Raw genomic sequence first — 17179 nt, forward strand, 5'->3', positions numbered from 1 at the left:
CAAAACGGCTACCCAAGCCGGGCCCTTTGGGGCGGGGCAGTCCCGAAGCCTGAGCCGAGATGCGCCTCAAATCGGCCCGACCGTTGAGAGGCGCGCCACGGGAGCGCGGGTTACGGCTCGAAGATGGCGACTTTCCTGCCCTCGAAGCGTAGAGCGAGTTCGCCGCGCACCAGCTTGAGGGCCGTTTCGCCGAACACTTCGCGCCGCCAGCCATGCAGGGCCGGCACGTCGGCCTGCGTGCCGTTGGCCGCTATGCGCTCGATATCGTCACCCGAGGCGAGCATTTTCGCCGCCACGCCCTGTTTCTCGGCGACGTGCTTCAAAAGCACCTTCAACAGCTCGACCGCGGCACCCGTGCCCTCCGGCAGTTGCTGCTGTTTGGGCAGGCGCGGCATCTCCTCGCGCGGCAGCGCCAGGGCGGCATTCACCGCCTCCAGCACGCCGGCTGCCGCGCTCGAGCGTTCCCAGCCCTTCGGGATCGTGCGCAGCCGCGCCAGCGCGGCCTGGTCCTGCGGCTGCTGGACGGCGATTTCGCTGAGCGCGTCGTCCTTGAGAATGCGTCCGCGCGGCACGTTTTTCTCGCGTGCCTCCAGTTCCCGCCACGTCGCGACCGATTTCAGCACGGCCAGCTCGACCGGCTTGCGCAGACGCACGCGAAGGCGTTTCCAGGCGTGTTCCGGGTCCGGCGCGTAGGTCTCGCGGGTGGTCAGGACCTGCATTTCTTCGTTCAGCCAATGGGCGCGGCCCTCGCGGTCGAGTTCGTCGCGCAGATGGCGGTAAACGTCGATCAGATGGGTCACGTCGGCCAGCGCGTAGGCGAGCTGGCGCTCGGTCAGCGGGCGGCGGCGCCAGTCGGTGAAGCGCGACGACTTGTCGATGCGCTCGCCGGTGATCTTCTGGACGAGCTGTTCGTAGGACACGCTGTCACCGAAGCCGCATACCATGGCCGCGACCTGGGTGTCGAAAAGCGGCTGCGGCACCAGATCGCCGCGATGCACAACGATCTCGATGTCCTGGCGGGCGGCGTGAAACACCTTGGTGACGCGCTCATTGCCCATCAGATCGAAGAAAGGTCCCAGATCGATACCGGGAGCGAGCGGGTCGACGAGTGCCGTCATGCCTGGCGCGGCCATCTGGATCAGGCACAGTTCCGGCCAGAAAGTGGTCTCGCGGATGAATTCTGTGTCGACGGTGACGAAGTCGGACTTCGAAAGGCTTGCAACGGTGTCGGCGAGCTCGGCCGTGGTCGTAATCACATGCATAACCGGTCTTTAGTGCCGTTTATCGTCAGATGGAAGCCGTTTGATGGAATGGTTTTGACCTTCGGGCAGCCTGAAGTCCCCGGCGTGAAGGCGATGCGGGCGGGCAACGTGATGATGCGGGACCCTTTATGGGCCGTCGTCGCCGTGGCGCGCCTCGTCGCGACGCCTGGCCAGCCGGGCGAACGCCGTCGAGGTTCGCAACAGCGCGGTGAAGCGGCTTCGCTGCTCGGCCGGAACGCTTCCGCGCGTCAGCATGCGGTGCACGATGATCGCGATCAGCGCGGCATAGATGACGGCGGAAAACGCGAACAGATAGCGCGGGCCGAACCATTCCATAGCGGTCGAGGCGGCATAGGGGCCGCCGATCGCGCCGAAAGAGTAAAACAGCATCAGTGCCGCGTTGACGAGCACGAACTCGTCCTTGCCGGCGCGATCGTTGGCGTGCGCGGCCGACAGCGAAAACAGCGGCATGGCGAAGGCGCCGAAGATGAAAACCAGCACGAAATTGGCGAACGGCCCGGCGCCGGCGAAGAACACCAGCGCCAGCGCGGCGCCCAGCGCGCCGGCGGCGGTCATCAGCAGCACCGCGCGCCGTTCCCACCGGTCCGACAGGTAGCCGAGCGGGTACTGGATCAGCGCGCCGCCGACGATGCCGGCGCTGACGAAGGTCACCACATTGGTGACCGACATGCCGATCTGTTCGGCATAGACCGGGCTCAAGGTGCGAAAGGCGCTGTTGGTGATGCCGACCGCCACGCAGCCGATCACCCCGACAGGCGAGATGCGCCAGACCCGGCCGAGATCGAGCCGGACATCGGCGGGCGGGACGGGGTTCGAGCGGTCGCCGAGCGAGACCGGCACCAGCGACAGCGTGATCATGATCGACATCACCGCGAACACAGAAAACCCGTCGGCGCCGAAGACCGGGATCAGGAATTGCGCGCCGGTGACGGCGCCGATGTCGATGATGCGGTAGAACGCCAACACGCGCGCCCGGTCGCGGTTGGCGACGCCGGAATTGAGCCAGCTTTCGATGACGGTAAACAGCCCAGCGAAGCAGAACCCGCTGGCAAACCGGATCGCCGACCAGGTGGCCGGATCGATCATCAGCACAAGAAGCAGGGTTCCGGCCGACGCGATCGCGGCCAGCGCGGAAAAGGCGCGCACATGGCCCACCGCCTTCATGATGCGCGAGATCGCCAGGCAGCCGAGCAGGAAGCCGCCGAAATAGGCCGTGCCCATCAGCCCGATGGTCGACGGCGTGAAGCCCTCCTGCGCGCCGCGCAGCGCGATCAGCGTGCCTTGCAGCCCGTTGCCGCCGAGCAGGATGCCGGCGGCGATCAGCAATGGAATGAGGGGGCGGATGGAGGACATGGACCGCAGGTGCGGGAGGAATCGGACGCCCGCGATCATGCCGCGATTTTGCGCTGCCCGTTAGTGCCAATCGGACCTATTCGGTTGCGAAAACGTCACGTCATACGCTTTGGCCGGGGCGGGTGTTAGTCGGTGGCCTCGGCATCGGCCAGCATGCCGTCGACCAGATGGATGCGCCGGTCCATGCGCCCGGCCATTTCCATGTCGTGGGTGACCACGAGCACCGTCTTGCCCTGTTCGCGCACCAGCGCCTGCAGGATCGAAAACACCTGCTCGGAGCTTTTCGAATCCAGGCTGCCGGTCGGTTCGTCGGCCAGAAGCAGTGCGGGATCGTTGGCGAGCGAGCGTGCCACCGCGACCCGCTGGCGTTGGCCGCCGGAGAGCTGGAACGGTTTTTTGTGCACATGGTCTTCGAGCCCGAGCGAGGCGAGCAGGGCCTCGGCGCGGTCGTTTATCTCCCCGCGCGTCAACCGGCCCAACTTGCGCATCGGGATCGCTATATTGTCGCGGGCGGAGAATTCCGGCAGCAGGAAATGGAACTGGAACACGAACCCCATCTTGTCCAGCCGCAGCCGCGCGCGGGCGGCCTCGTCCATCTCGCCGCAATTACGTCCGTCGACCCTCAGCCGTCCGGATGTCGGCAAATCGAGCAGGCCGAGCAGGTAGAGCAGGGATGATTTGCCCGATCCGGACGGGCCGGTGATGGCGACGAACTCGCCCGGATCGATCGAAAGGCTGACATCCTTGACCAGCGTGACCGGTACGGTCTCGGGCAGGATGCGGGTCAGCCCGTCGGCCTCGATCAACGCGCTCATGACGCCCCCCGGATGATGTCGACCGGATTGAGCCGCGCCGCGCGCCGGGCCGGCAGGTAGCCGGCAACCGCCGCCGAGCCAAGGGCGAAGACGCTGGCGATGGCGTAGTGCAGCGCGCTCCAGGCGATCGGCAGATTGGTGATTTCCTGGCCGCCGGCGTCGAGTTCGAAACGCACCGAGGCGAGCGCGGTGGTCAGCGCGAAGCCGAGCGCCCAGCCGAGCGCGGAGCCAGCCCCGCCGATCGCCAGGCCCTCGATGACGAACATGCGCTGCATGTCATTTTGCGAAAATCCCAGCGATTTCATGATGGCGATGTCGCGCGCCTTCTCGTGGGTGATGGTGGACACGATGTTGAAAATGCCGAAGCCGGCCACCAGCATGATCGCCGCAACGACCGTGTACATGATGACGTTGCGCACGACGAAGGCCTCCATGATGCCCTCGCTGGCCTCCTGCCAGGCCACCGCCTTGTAGCCCAGTTCGGCCTCGATGCGTCGGGCGATCGGCGGCGATGAGAACGGGTCGTCGAGCTTGACGCGGATATCGTTGATGGCGTTGGCGCGTTCCGACAGGATCTGCGCGTTCTTCAGAAGAATATAGGCTTCGCCCTCGTCGCGCGCGGTCGTGCCGGTGTGGAACAGGCCGACGATGCGGAACGCGCGCGACAGGCCGGTCGACGACACCGCCGAGACCGTGTCGCCGAGCCGGGCGCCGAGCTTGTCGGCCATGCGGTCGCCCATGACGATGTTGTTGCCGCCCGAGCCGAGCGCGATGAAACTGCCGGCGACGAAATCGCCGACGATCGGCGAGACCGCCCGTTCGGTTGCCGGGTCGACCCCAACGATTGAGGCGCCGGCCTCGCGTCCGACGTAACGCACCACACCCTGCGTTCTCAGGCTTGCCGAATAATGCCCGGGAAGCCAGGCGTCGAGCCAGGCCATGGCGGCGGTGGGATTGATGATGCCGCGCCGGTCGTCGGGCGGTCTCAGCCCGGATATCTGCGCGGCGGCGAAGCGGTCCTCGGCCGGCTGGCGTTTCGAGGTCCGGCGCTCGTCGGTGATCTGCACATGCGGCATGGTGTCGATCAGTTGCTCGACGAAATCGTCCTGACCGCCCTGCATCAGGGCGGCCATGGCGATGGAAAAGCCGACCCCGACGGCCACCCCGATCACGGCGACGAAGGTCTGGCGTCCGCGCCCGACAATGTGCGTCAGCGCGATGTCGAGGATCAGGCGCATCAGCCGCCCGCGCCGGCCCGCACGCGCTGGCCGTCCTCGATCGCCTCCGGAAAGGGCGAGATCACGCGCGCCGCCTCGTCGACCCCGCCGAGTATTTCGATGTGGGTCGTGCCGCGAATGCCGGTTTCGAGCGCTTTTTGGCGCGCCGTGTCGCCCTCGACCACGAAAGCCGTGTCGTCGCTGACGGCCAGGGTCGGCAAAAGCAGGGCCTGGCGCGACACTCGCACCACGATGTTGACGTCGACCGACATGCCGATGCGCAGCGGCGTGACGGCGGGCAGGGCAAGGCGCACGCGGTAGGTCTTGGTCACCGGGTCGCCCTTCGGCGTGATGCTGTCGACCGTGGCTTCAAGCGTGCGGCCGGCGAAGGCGTCGGCGCGCAGCAGCGCCTGCTGACCGGTCTCCACGCGTGGAATGTCCTCCTCGTTGACCTCGGCCACGATGATCAGCGGCGAGGGGCGCCCGACCCAGAACAGCACCATTCCGGGTTCGCCGATTTCGCCGACCTCGGCATCCTGGCGCAGAACCACGCCGTCGCTGGGAGCGGTCAGCACGTAGTTGGCGATCCGCGCCTCCTGGCCGGCGATCAGCGCTTCGAGCTGCGCGACCGCCGAATGCGCCCGGTCGAGTTCGGTCTGGTTGACGACATTGCGTTCGACCAGCAGCGCGATACGGTCGCGCTCGGCGGCCGCCAGCGCATGGCGCACCTTCAGTTCCGCAAGCACGGCGGCGGCCTCGGTGTCGTCGAGGCGCACCAGCTCGTCGCCCTCGGCGACGCGTTCACCCTCGCAATTGCACACCCACACGATGCGCTCGCGCACCAGCGCCGTCACCTTGGCCCAGTTCCGCGGCTCAACGATGCCGGCGGCGTAGACGATCTCGGCGGCGTCGCCGCGCGTCGGTGACACGGTAGCGACCGCAAGCGGCCGCGACCAGTGCCAGTAGGCGCCGAACGCGACCGCGGCGGCAACCGCCAAAAGACCAAGGATACGGACGGCTCTCACGATGGCTTCTCCGGCAGGCGACCCTGTATTGATACGCTATTCTAGCTCTTAACAGGCCAAACCCTATTGTGGGCACTCATCATGCGCACCCGGGCGATGCCTTGATCTGAGACAAGTGACCGGGCCCCGTCGGCTGTCGGGAACGCCCACCGACCCGCCGGGCTGCCCCGTCGTCACCTTGACAAAACGCCCCGCCCATGCGCTTTTCGCGCCACTTTCCGGACCAGGCGGCGCAACGCCGGTCCCCCATGAATCCACAGACCGGAATTTCCCTCATGCACCGCTATCGCAGCCACACCTGCGCCCAACTGAGAAAAGCCGATGTCGGCGCGACCGTTCGTCTTGCCGGATGGGTTCACCGCGTCCGCGACCATGGCGGCCTGTTGTTCATCGACCTGCGCGACCATTTCGGCCTGACGCAGATCGTCGCCGATCCCGATTCGCCGTCGTTCAAGACGGCCGAGACGGTGCGCGGCGAATGGGTGATCCGCGTCGACGGCGAGGTCAAGGCGCGTACCGAAGACACCGTCAATGCGAACCTGCCGACCGGCGAGGTGGAGATTTTCGCGCGCGACATCGAGGTGCTGTCGCAGGCCAGGGAACTGCCGCTGCCGGTCTTCGGCGAGCCTGACTATCCCGAGGACATAAGGCTGAAATACCGTTTCCTCGACCTGCGTCGCGAGACCCTGCACAAGAACATCGTCGCGCGCACGAAAATCATCGCCGAGATGCGCCGTGCGATGGGCGAGGTCGGCTTCACCGAATATTCGACCCCGATCCTGACCGCGTCTTCGCCTGAGGGCGCGCGCGACTTCCTGGTTCCCTCGCGCCTGCACGAGGGCCAGTTCTACGCGCTGCCGCAGGCGCCGCAAATCTACAAGCAGTTGATCATGGTGTCGGGCTTCGACCGTTATTTCCAGATCGCGCCCTGCTTCCGCGACGAGGATCCGCGCGCTGACCGCCTGCCGGGCGAGTTTTACCAGCTCGATCTCGAAATGAGCTTTGTCGAGCAGGAAGACGTGTTTTCGACCATGGAACCGGTCATGCGCGGCATTTTCGAGAAATTCGCCGACGGCAAGCCGGTGACGGAAGTCTTCCCGCGCATTCCCTATGACGAGGCGATGCGCAAATACGGGTCCGACAAGCCGGACCTCAGAAACCCGATCGAGATGCAGGACGTGTCGGAGCATTTCCGCGGCTCCGGCTTCAAGGTCTTCGCCAACATCCTGGCCAATGACGACAAGGCCGAGGTCTGGGCGATTCCGGCCAGGACCGGCGGCAGCCGCGCCTTCTGCGACCGGATGAACTCCTGGGCCCAGGGCGAGGGCCAGCCGGGCCTCGGCTACATCTTTTGGCGCAAGGAAGGCGAGGGGCTGGAAGGTGCCGGTCCTATCGCTAAAAACATCGGGCCTGAGCGCACTGAGGCGATCCGCACCCAGCTCGGCCTGGAAGACGGCGACGCCTGCTTCTTCGTCGCCGGCAGCCCGAAGAAATTCGCCGCCTTCGCGGGCAGCGCGCGTACCCGCGCCGGCGAGGAGCTGAACCTGATCGACCGCGACCGTTTCGAACTCGCCTGGATCGTCGACTTCCCGTTCTACGAATGGAACGAAGAGGAAAAGAAGGTCGATTTCGGCCACAACCCCTTCACCATGCCGCAGGGCGGGCTGGAGGCGCTGGAAAACGCTGAGCCGCTGTCGATCAAGGCCTACCAGTACGATCTCGTCTGCAACGGGTTCGAGATTGCATCGGGCGGCATTCGTAACCATCTTGTCGATGTGATGGTCAAGGCGTTCGAGATCGTCGGCTTCGACCGCGCCACCGTGGAGGAGCGTTTCGGTGGTCTCTACCGGGCGTTCCAGTATGGCGCGCCGCCCCATGGCGGCATGGCTGCCGGCATCGACCGCATCATCATGCTTCTGGTCGGGGCGAAGAACCTGCGCGAGGTGACGATGTTCCCGATGAACCAGCAGGCGCAGGACCTGTTGATGGGCGCGCCGTCGCCCGCCATGCCGCAGCAACTGCGCGACCTCAATCTGCGGGTGGTTGCGCCACCGAAGGAGTAGCGATCGCTTGGACACGGACTGGCGTATCGTCGCCGGGTTTCCCGAAGTGCTCCGCGGCCAAGCCGCGGCGCTCTATTTCGAGGCCTTTTCCGGCAAGATCGGCGGCGTGCTTGGCCGCGACGGCCGCGGCGAGCGTTTCGTCGCCTCGGTGATCGATCCGGCGTTTTGCCTGTCGGCCGTCAGCGGCGACGGCGCCACGCTGCTCGGCATTGCCGGCTTCAAGACAAAAGACGGCGCCATGGTCGGCGGCGGCCTTGCCGAGATGGCGGCCGTCTACGGCTGGGTCGGCGCGGTGTGGCGCGGGGTCTTGCTGTCGGCGCTGGAGCGCGACCTGGCCGATGGCCAATTGTTGATGGACGGCATCGCCGTTGCCCCGCAGGCGCGTGGCCTCGGCATCGGATCGGCGCTGCTCGACGTCGATTATGCCACGATCGCCACCCAGCTCTCGGCCATCAGCCGCGATTTTTTGCCCGATATCGCCATTCATTTCGGGCTGGCCGCGGAGTGTCGCGGCTTTCGCCTCGAGCGCCTGGCCCGCAACAGCCATGCCGGCGCGCGCCCCGATCGGGCAGGCGGCCTGCCGGACGCCGAACGGATTTGCGCCGGTCCGCCGACGCTGTCCTCCAGCCTGCCGCTCGCGGCGATCGCCATTGCGCTCGGCGGGCACGATCTTCCGGTCGAATGGTCTGACGATGCCGGCGGTTATTTGTGCAACACGGTCTTTGCCCTGTCGCGCGCCGGGGTCTGCGACGGGCTCGATCCGGCGATGAGCGGTTTCGTCCACGTGCCAATGGCGGGCGAGGGGTCGCAATTCCGCCTGACGCCTGTTGCTCTGCGCGATGGCGCATGCGTGATCGTACAGACCTGCCTGCAGCATTGGGCGTCTGGCCGGCGCGGCCAATAGCGACAGGTTTGCAGGCTGCGGGACGTGCGCAGCCCAAGCGGCGGCAGATGTCAGCATTTTTGCCTCTGCGCGTGCGGAAATCGCCTGCGTCTGCTATAGGCGTCTGCCCGCGATGCGGCCACCCGGCCGTCTTGTCTCAGGATCCGGACCGGCCCCATGAACGATGTCTCGCCCGCGGGCAAACAGCCTCTTGACGATACCGCCGCGCAACCCGCCATATCCGCGCGCGGCCTGGTCAAGCATTTCGGTGCCGTGCGTGCGGTCGACGGCATCGACCTCGACGTGCCGCGCGGCATGATCTTCGCCGTGCTCGGCCCCAACGGTGCCGGCAAGACGACGCTGATGCGCATGCTCGCCACGCTTTCGCGGCCCGACACCGGGACGGCGAGCGTTCTCGGCCGCGACCTGGTGAACGAACCGGCCGAGGTGCGCGCCGTCATCGCCATGACCGGTCAGTTCGCCTCGCTCGACGAGGATCTGACCGGCCGCGAGAACTTGTTGATGCTGGCGCGTCTGTGGGGCTTTCGCGGCCGCGCCGCCAAGTCGCGCGCCGACGAGCTTCTGGACGCCTTCGAGCTCGCCGATGCCGGTCACAAGCAGGTCAAGGATTATTCGGGCGGCATGCGACGCCGGCTCGACATCGCCGCGTCGCTGGTCGTCACGCCGGGCGTGCTGTTTCTCGACGAGCCGACCACCGGCCTCGACCCCAAGGCGCGCAAGGCGGTCTGGCGCATGATCCGGGGTCTGGCGGATGCCGGCGTCACCATTCTGCTGACGACCCAGTATCTGGATGAGGCCGACCAGCTCGCCGCCCGCATCGCCGTCATCGATCATGGCCGCAAGATCGCCGAAGGCACCAGCCGCGAACTGAAGGCGCAGACCGGCTCCGGGTTCTTGCATGTCGCGCTCGCCGACCGCGAACGGCTCGACGAGGCCGCGCGGCTGTTGGAGGCCCGCTTGGCCAGCCCGGTCCAGACCAGCGTGGAGGGCGCGCAATTGTCGGTTATGGCCGGCAGCGCCGAGATCGCCAGCCAGGCGATCGCGGCACTGATTGAAGCGGGGATCGAGCCGTCCGATTTTTCCATGGGCCAGCCCAGTCTCGACGAGGTGTTTTTCGCGCTCACCGGACAGGGTGTGGAGAGCGATCCGGTAGTGGAGGACGAGCGATGAGCCGAACCCGTGCCCTGGCGGCCGCCTTGCATGGCGTTGAGCGTCCGCGCCGTCCCTCGGCATTTTCCAATGCGCTGGTCTTTGCCTGGCGGGCGGTGTTGAAATTCAAGCACGTGCCCGAGCAGCTTTTCGATCTGGTGATGACGCCGATCATGTTCACGCTGCTGTTCACCTTCGTGTTCGGCGGCGCGCTCGCCGGCTCGACCGGCGATTATCTGCAGTTCTTTCTGCCCGGCATCCTGGTGCAGACCGTGGTCTTCAACGCGGTCTATTCCGGCATGGGCCTGTCGACCGATCTCGGCAAGGGTCTCTTCGACCGCTTCCGCTCGTTGCCGGTCTGGCCGCTGGCGCCGTTCGCCGGATTGATGGTCGGCGACATGCTGCGCCATCTGATCGCCGCGGCGATCATTTTGACGATCGGGCTGATCCTCGGCTATCAGCCCGAGACCGGTATCGTCGGTGTGGCGGCTTCCTTCGCGCTGTTGGTCGCGATCGGCTTCGGTACGGGCTGGATCTTCCTCGTCCTCGGCCTTTTGATCCGCACGCCGACGACGGTGATGACCGTCGGCTTCACCTTCCTGTTCCCGGTCGTGTTCGCCTCCAACATCATGGTCGATCCCGCCACCATGCCCGGCTGGCTGCATACCTTCGTCGATATCAACCCGGTTTCCTTGATGACGACGGCGATGCGCGGTCTGATGAACGGCGGCGTGACGGTGCACGAAATCGGCCTGGCGCTGTTTGCGCCGGCGCTCCTGACCGTCGTGCTGGCGCCGACCACCTTGTGGCTCTACATGCGCCGGTAAGACCGGACAAAAAGACGGCCCGGCACAGAATGCCGGGCCGTGTCGGTTCGGTTTCGAGAACCGCCTTTATTCGTTTGCGGTGATTTTCAGGCCGAGCTGCTGCGGCAGCGCCTGCGGCGCGGTCATCGCTCCGGCCGCGACCATGGCGAACGGCAGCGGGTTCTGCGGTGCCACGCGCACTTCGAGGTTCTGCGGATCGTCGAGGAACTTGCCTACCGCCGCGGAGACCGCCGCCGTCAATTCGGGATTGTTGAGCTGCGCCATGGCGAAGGGCAGGACCGCCTTGGCCTGGTTGACGATGTCGGCCGGCTTGGCGCCCTGCTGCGCGGCGACGAATTCGAGCGTCTTTTGCGTCAGCGTGTCGTCGTCGAAGCGCAAGGTGGCGCCGTTGAGCGTCAATTGCTGCATCAGGCCGAGCATGGCCATGCCCTGCGCCGACTGGTCCTGGCCTTCGTTTTCAGCCATTTTGGCCTGAATGTCGCGCAGCGCCTTTATGAATTCGGCCGTGTAGCCGCCAATGTCGAAGGTCATTCCGATCGTGCCGGCCTGATCGACGGCGATGTCGTACTGGTCGAGTACCATGCGCCCGTCGGTCGGGGACCACGAGCCGGACAGTTCCAGATAGCCGTTGATGGTTTCGTAGCCGAGCGCTTGTACGACGGCCTTGGCCTGGGGATCCTCGATCGTGGTCAGGTCGGCGGTGAATTTTTCCGCGGCGCCGCTGAATTCCAGTGGCGCATCGTCGCTGAGCGGCGACATTTCCACATGAAGCTGCTCGAGCGTGAACAGCGGCCGGCCTTCCCGCGTCACTCTCAGAAGGTTCATGTCGGCGCTTTCATAAGCGCCGACCATGGCGGCGACACTGTCGTCGCCAACGGCCGGCAATTCGAGACCGGTGACGCTGATGCCGTCGATGGCCACGTCCACGTCTTCACTGGAGAAGGCGTAGGACGGCATCGCCAGGGTGCCGACGACGATCATGTCCCCGTCCTCGCTGATGTCGGCAAGCTCGATGTTGCCGAGCGGCAAGGCCTCGTCGGTACCGGCAGGTTTGACCGTGACGCCCTGCAACGTCATCCGCGTGCCGTCGCCGGCAATGTTGCTCCAGGATGCCTCCACGCCCTGTTTTTCCATCATCGCCTTGAGGCGCGCCGCCACCTCGTCGGCATCGGCGGCCAGGGCTGTGTGCGGCATGTAGGCCGCCATCAGTCCGGCGCAGGCCAAAATGTGGGGGCGTAGACGTGGGTAAGACATGAATTTGTTCCCTGAGTTGGCTCGATGTCCCTTTGTGCCAATCTACGGCGAACAAATGGACCGGATAATGTCAAAATGCGGAAAACGCCGCGATTTCAGTGAATTTGCTCACTTTGGACGATATTCGACCGCACGGCCATAGGTTTGCGCGGATTTCGCAGATGGATCGGAGAGCGCTTATATACCGGGAAAGCTGGGGGCACAAAGCCGTTCCGGCGCGCGCCCACTTGCCCGGCGATACCTACTCCATTAACCGGAAAACATGGGAAAAAGCCTGATTCCGCCCGGTGGCGATGGCGGTGACGCGATCGAGCCCGTCGACCTCAAGAACGCGCTCGAGGAACGCTACCTCGCCTATGCGCTGTCGACCATCATGCATCGTGCCTTGCCGGATGTGCGCGACGGGCTGAAGCCCGTCCATCGCCGCATCATGCATACGATGCGCCTGCTGCGGCTCAACCCCGAGCAGGGCTTCGCCAAATGCGCCCGCATCGTCGGCGAGGTGATGGGCAAGTTCCACCCGCATAGCGACCAGGCGATCTACGACGCGCTGGTGCGTCTGGCCCAGTCCTTTTCCATGCGCTACCCCTTGGTCGACGGCCAGGGCAATTTCGGCAATATCGACGGCGATAGCGCGGCGGCGATGCGCTATACCGAGGCGCGCATGACCCAGGTGTCGCCGCTGCTTTTGGAGGGGATCGCCGAGGACGCGGTCGACTTCAGGCCCACCTACAACGAAGAGGAGGAGGAACCGGTCGTTCTGCCGGGGGCTTTCCCGAACCTGCTCGCCAACGGTTCCTCGGGCATTGCCGTGGGCATGGCGACCTCGATCCCGTCGCACAACGTTGCCGAGATTTGCGACGCCGCGCTGCATCTGATCGACAATCCTCAGGCGAGTGTTGCCGAGCTGCTCAAATTCGTCGAGGGACCGGATTTTCCCACCGGCGGCGTCATCGTCGACGACCGGGCCTCGATCCTCGACGCCTACGAGACCGGCCGTGGCGCCTTCCGTGTGCGCTCGCGCTGGCACCAGGAGGACCAGGGGCGCGGCACCTGGATCGCGGTCGTCACCGAAATCCCGTTCGGGGTTCAGAAGTCGCGGCTGATCGAAAAGACCGCCGAACTGCTCTTGGCTCGAAAACTGCCGCTGCTTGAGGATATTCGCGACGAAAGCGCGGAGGATGTGCGCATCGTCCTGGTGCCCAAGAGCCGCACGGTCGATCCCGCGCTGCTGATGGAATCGCTGTTCAAGCTGTCGGAGTTCGAAAGCCGCTTTTCCCTCAACATGAACGTCCTGACGCGCGGGCGGGTGCCCAACGTCCTGTCGCTCGCCGGGGTGCTCAGGGAATGGCTGGACCACCGCAAGGAGGTTCTGGTTCGCCGCTCGCGTCACCGGCTGGGCGAGATCGAGCGGCGGCTGGAGATTCTGGCCGGCTATCTGATCGCCTACCTCAACATCGACGAGGTGATCCGCATCATCCGCGAGGAGGATGAGCCGAAAAAAGTGATGATGGCGCGCTGGGATCTCACCGATACCCAGACCGAAGCGATCTTGAACATGCGCCTGCGCGCTCTGCGCAAGCTCGAGGAGTTCGAGATCCGCAAGGAGTTCGACCAGCTCACCGACGAAAAGGCCAAGATCGAGGCCTTGCTCGCATCCGAGGCCAAGCAATGGCGTACGGTGGCCTGGGAAATCGGGGAGATCCGCGAGACATTCGGACCCGAAAAGAACCCCGATCTCGGCAAGCGGCGTACCACCTTCTCCGAGGCTCCCGATCACGACCTGTCCGACATTCACCAGGCGATGATCGAAAAGGAGCCCGTCACCGTCGTGGTGTCGGAAAAGGGGTGGCTCCGAGCGATGAAGGGTCATTTGTCGGACCTGTCCAGCCTGTCCTTCAAGGAAGGCGACAAGCTCAAGCTCGCCTTCCACGCCCAGACCACCGACAAGGTGCTGATCTTCACCACCGGCGGCAAGTTCTACACGATCGGTGCCGACCGGCTGCCGGGTGGGCGCGGCCACGGCGAGCCTGTGCGCATCATCGTCGACATGGACAACGACCAGGCGATCGTCACCGCCTTCGCCCACGATCCCGCGCGCAAACTGCTTTTGGCATCCTGGGCCGGCAACGGTTTCGTGGTGCCGGAGGCCGAAGTCGTGGCCAACACCCGCAAGGGCAGGCAGGTCATGAACGTCAAGGCGCCGGACGAGGCAAAGCTGTGCGTTCCCGTCTCCGGCGACCATGTCGCCGTCGTCGGGGAAAACCGCAAGCTGCTGGTGTTCGCGCTCGACGAGGTGCCCGAACTCACCCGTGGCAAGGGCGTGCGCCTGCAAAAATACAAGGATGGCGGCATTGCCGACATCAAGACCTTCGCCATGGAGGAGGGCTTGTCCTGGAAGGATTCGGCCGACCGCACCTTCACCCGTGTCCGCGAGGAGTTGACGGAGTGGATGGGCGCGCGCGCCGGGGCCGGCCGCATGGCGCCGAAAGGCTTTCCGCGCACCGGAAAATTCGGCTGAACGCGGCGCGCTGTCGCCGGTACGTTTCCGCGGGTCCAGGACAGAACGCCGCCGCGCGCGGCGGCCACGGTGCAGCAAAACGCCGCCCCGCGCCCGGCGTCTTTTTCGCCGCGGGGCGTTGCGGGCGGTAGCCGGTCTCGGCTAGTAAGGCCGGCAGACCGAAGGCCCGGACGCGCGTTGCCGTCAGGCCCGGCGCGAATTTCCGAACCAATGACGGGCAATCTTGCGAGGCGACCACCGGGGCCGATGATCCAGACGCCGTATTATCTGATCGACAAGTCGAAGCTCTTGCGCAACCTCGAAAAGATCGCCCATGTGCGCGAACGCTCGGGTGCGAAGGCGCTGCTGGCGCTGAAATGCTTCGCCACCTGGTCGGTCTTCGATCTGATGCGCGACTACATGGACGGCACGACCTCGTCGTCGCTCTACGAGGTCAGGCTCGGCCGCGAGAAATTCGGTGGCGAGACCCACGCCTATTCGGTTGCCTATGCCGATCACGAGATCGATGCCGTGGTCGGCCATGCCGACAAGATCATTTTCAATTCGATCGGCCAGCTCGACCGGTTCGAGGCGGCCGCCGCCGGCATTGTGCGCGGCCTGCGTCTCAATCCGGGCGTCAGCAGTTCCGGTTTCGACCTCGCCGATCCGGCGCGGCAATTCAGCCGGCTCGGCGAATGGGACGCCGAGCGCATCGCCGCCGTGCTCGACCGCGTTTCCGGCTTCATGATCCACAACAACTGCGAAAACGCAGATTTCGCGCTGTTCGATCGCATGCTGGGCGAGATCGAAACCCGCTTCGGCGAACTGCTCGGCCATGTCGACTGGGTCAGTCTCGGCGGCGGCATCCATTTCACCGGCGAGGCCTATCCGCTCGATGCTTTCTGCGACCGCCTGTCGGCGTTTGCCGACCGTTTCGGGGTCCAGGTCTATCTGGAGCCGGGCGAAGCTGCGGTGACGAACTCGACCACGCTCGAAGTGTCCGTGCTCGACACGCTGTTCAACGGCAAGCACCTGGCGATCGTGGATTCCTCGATCGAGGCCCACATGCTCGACCTCTTGATCTACCGCGAGCGGGCCACGATCCGCCCCGATTCCGGCCCGCACAGTTACATGATCTGCGGAAAGTCCTGCCTGGCCGGCGATATTTTCGGCGAATTCCGCTTCGAGAAGGAACTGTCAATCGGCGACCGGATTTCGATCCAGGACGCCGCCGGCTACACCATGGTCAAGAAAAACTGGTTCAACGGCGTGAACATGCCCGCGATCGCCGTGCGCCAGCTCGACGGCAGCGTCGATGTCATCAGGACGTTTTCGTTCGATGACTATGTGGCCAGCCTGTCCTAACCGACACGCCGGCGCCTCGGCGCCGGATCATGTTTGTTTCCAACGATGGAGTTGAACGCGTCAGGATGAAAAAGAATGTCTTGATCGTCGGCGCCGGCGGCGTCGCCCAGGTGGTGGCTCATAAATGTGCCCAGAACAACGATGTGCTCGGCGATATCCATATCGCCTCGCGCACCGTGGAAAAATGTCAGGCCATTATCGACAGCGTGCGCGAAAAGGGCAGCCTCAAGCAGGACGGCGTGCTCGAGGCGCACGCACTCGACGCGCTCGACGTCGCGGCCACCAGGGCGCTGATCGAGCGCACAGGCGTCCAGATCGTCATCAATGTCGGCTCCGCCTTCGTCAACATGTCGGTGATGTCGGCCTGTCTGGAAACCGGCGTGGCCTATCTCGACACGGCCATCCACGAGGATCCGGCCAAGGTCTGCGAGACGCCGCCCTGGTACGCCAACTACGAATGGAAGCGGCGCAAGGAGTGCGAGGACAAGGGCGTGACCGCCATTCTCGGCGTCGGTTTCGATCCGGGCGTCGTCAACGCCTATGCAGCGCTGGCCAACAACGAGTATTTCGATCGGATCGACTCGATCGACATCATCGACGTCAATGCCGGCAGCCACAATCGCTGGTTCTCGACCAATTTCGATCCCGAGATCAATTTCCGCGAGTTCACCGGCCAGGTCTGGTCGTGGCAGGACAGCAAATGGACCTCCAACCAGATGTTCGAGGTTCGCAAGGTCTGGGATCTGCCGGTCGTCGGCGAAAGCCAGACCTTTATGACCGGCCATGACGAGATCCATTCCCTGTCGCAGAACCTGAACGTGCCGGACGTCCGTTTCTGGATGGGCTTCGGCGAACGTTACATCACCGTCTTCACCGTGCTGAAGAATCTCGGCTTGTTGTCGGAACAGCCGGTGACGACCGCCGAGGGGCTCGAGGTGGTGCCGCTCAAGGTGGTCAAGGCGGTGCTGCCGGATCCGGCCTCGCTGGCGCCGCACTACACCGGCAACACCTGCATCGGCGATCTCGTCAAGGGCGAGAAGGACGGCAAGCCGCGCGAGGTCTTGATCTACAATATCTGCGATCACAAGGCCTGCTACGAGGAGGTCAGCAGTCAGGCGATTTCCTATACTGCGGGCGTGCCGCCGGTCGCCGCCGCCATGCTGATCGCCAACGGCACCTGGGACGTGCAGAAAATGGTCAATGTCGAGGAACTGCCGCCGCAGCCCTTCCTCGGCCTGTTGAACCGGATCGGCCTGCCGACGCGGCTGCGCGAGGGCGACAAGGACGTCGCGCTCGATTTCTAGCCGCTCAGGCTCGGCCGGCTTTGCGAAGGCCGACATGAGCAAGCCTGGCGAAAATCCAGTTCGATCAAGGTATTCGAGCTTTGCCTTGATTCATTCTTTGAGCGCGATACGCGCCGCTTT

General features: G+C 65.0%; 13 protein-coding genes. 7 read left to right on the forward strand and 6 right to left on the reverse strand.

The window, feature by feature from the left end:
- Nucleotides 1-110 precede the first annotated feature (110 nt).
- From rnd to EP380_RS05035, 5 genes are all read right to left on the reverse strand, one after another.
- Entirely contained in the window at nt 111-1262 is a 1152-nt protein-coding gene (gene rnd / locus EP380_RS05015; protein ID WP_127597126.1) for a ribonuclease D, read from the reverse strand.
- A gap of 126 nt (nt 1263-1388) precedes the next feature.
- Nucleotides 1389-2636 carry an MFS transporter gene (locus EP380_RS05020; RefSeq protein ID WP_106572472.1) on the reverse strand — a complete coding sequence of 416 codons (1248 nt, stop codon included), beginning with the start codon at nt 2634-2636 and terminating at the stop codon, nt 1389-1391.
- Nucleotides 2637-2761: 125 nt separating this feature from the next.
- Nucleotides 2762-3451: an ABC transporter ATP-binding protein gene (locus EP380_RS05025; protein WP_127597128.1), complete on the reverse strand. Its 690-nt coding sequence runs from the start codon at nt 3449-3451 to the stop codon at nt 2762-2764.
- On the reverse strand, nt 3448-4689 hold the full coding sequence (locus EP380_RS05030; protein ID WP_127597130.1) for an ABC transporter permease: 1242 nt from the start codon (nt 4687-4689) through the stop codon (nt 3448-3450). The genes EP380_RS05025 and EP380_RS05030 overlap by 4 nt, the downstream gene beginning before the upstream one ends.
- Nucleotides 4689-5693, reverse strand: a complete 1005-nt coding sequence (locus EP380_RS05035) for an efflux RND transporter periplasmic adaptor subunit (protein WP_127597132.1) — start codon at nt 5691-5693, stop codon at nt 4689-4691. The genes EP380_RS05030 and EP380_RS05035 overlap by 1 nt, the downstream gene beginning before the upstream one ends.
- 275 nt (nt 5694-5968) lie before the next feature.
- Here EP380_RS05035 and aspS point away from each other — a divergent pair, with 275 nt between their 5' ends.
- The 4 genes from aspS to EP380_RS05055 all read left to right on the forward strand — a co-directional run bounded on the left by aspS (nt 5969) and on the right by EP380_RS05055 (nt 10636).
- A complete protein-coding gene (gene aspS / locus EP380_RS05040) occupies nt 5969-7756 on the forward strand; it encodes an aspartate--tRNA ligase (RefSeq protein ID WP_127597134.1) in 1788 nt (595 codons plus the stop codon).
- Nucleotides 7757-7763: 7 nt separating this feature from the next.
- The gene (locus EP380_RS05045; protein ID WP_127597136.1) at nt 7764-8660 is read left to right on the forward strand and encodes a pyroglutamyl-peptidase I family protein; all 897 of its coding nucleotides are present in this window, start codon (nt 7764-7766) and stop codon (nt 8658-8660) included.
- Between the two features lie 156 nt (nt 8661-8816).
- Entirely contained in the window at nt 8817-9830 is a 1014-nt protein-coding gene (locus EP380_RS05050) for an ATP-binding cassette domain-containing protein (protein ID WP_127597138.1), read from the forward strand.
- Complete coding sequence (locus EP380_RS05055; protein ID WP_106572317.1) at nt 9827-10636, forward strand: ABC transporter permease; 810 nt, start codon at nt 9827-9829, stop codon at nt 10634-10636. The genes EP380_RS05050 and EP380_RS05055 overlap by 4 nt, the downstream gene beginning before the upstream one ends.
- A 66-nt stretch (nt 10637-10702) precedes the next feature.
- On the opposite strand, the gene EP380_RS05060 is transcribed toward EP380_RS05055, so the two are convergent.
- Nucleotides 10703-11890, reverse strand: a complete 1188-nt coding sequence (locus EP380_RS05060) for a hypothetical protein (RefSeq protein ID WP_127597140.1) — start codon at nt 11888-11890, stop codon at nt 10703-10705.
- A gap of 262 nt (nt 11891-12152) precedes the next feature.
- Here EP380_RS05060 and parC point away from each other — a divergent pair, with 262 nt between their 5' ends.
- The 3 genes from parC to EP380_RS05075 all read left to right on the forward strand — a co-directional run bounded on the left by parC (nt 12153) and on the right by EP380_RS05075 (nt 17059).
- Nucleotides 12153-14411, forward strand: a complete 2259-nt coding sequence (parC, locus tag EP380_RS05065) for a DNA topoisomerase IV subunit A (RefSeq protein WP_106572315.1) — start codon at nt 12153-12155, stop codon at nt 14409-14411.
- Between the two features lie 246 nt (nt 14412-14657).
- A complete protein-coding gene (locus EP380_RS05070) occupies nt 14658-15755 on the forward strand; it encodes a carboxynorspermidine decarboxylase (RefSeq protein ID WP_106572314.1) in 1098 nt (365 codons plus the stop codon).
- A gap of 65 nt (nt 15756-15820) precedes the next feature.
- Entirely contained in the window at nt 15821-17059 is a 1239-nt protein-coding gene (locus tag EP380_RS05075; RefSeq protein WP_127597142.1) for a saccharopine dehydrogenase family protein, read from the forward strand.
- Nucleotides 17060-17179 lie beyond the last annotated feature (120 nt).

Origin of the sequence: Nitratireductor alexandrii (genome assembly GCF_004000215.1) — a bacterium.
GTDB lineage: Bacteria > Pseudomonadota > Alphaproteobacteria > Rhizobiales > Rhizobiaceae > Mangrovimarina > Mangrovimarina alexandrii.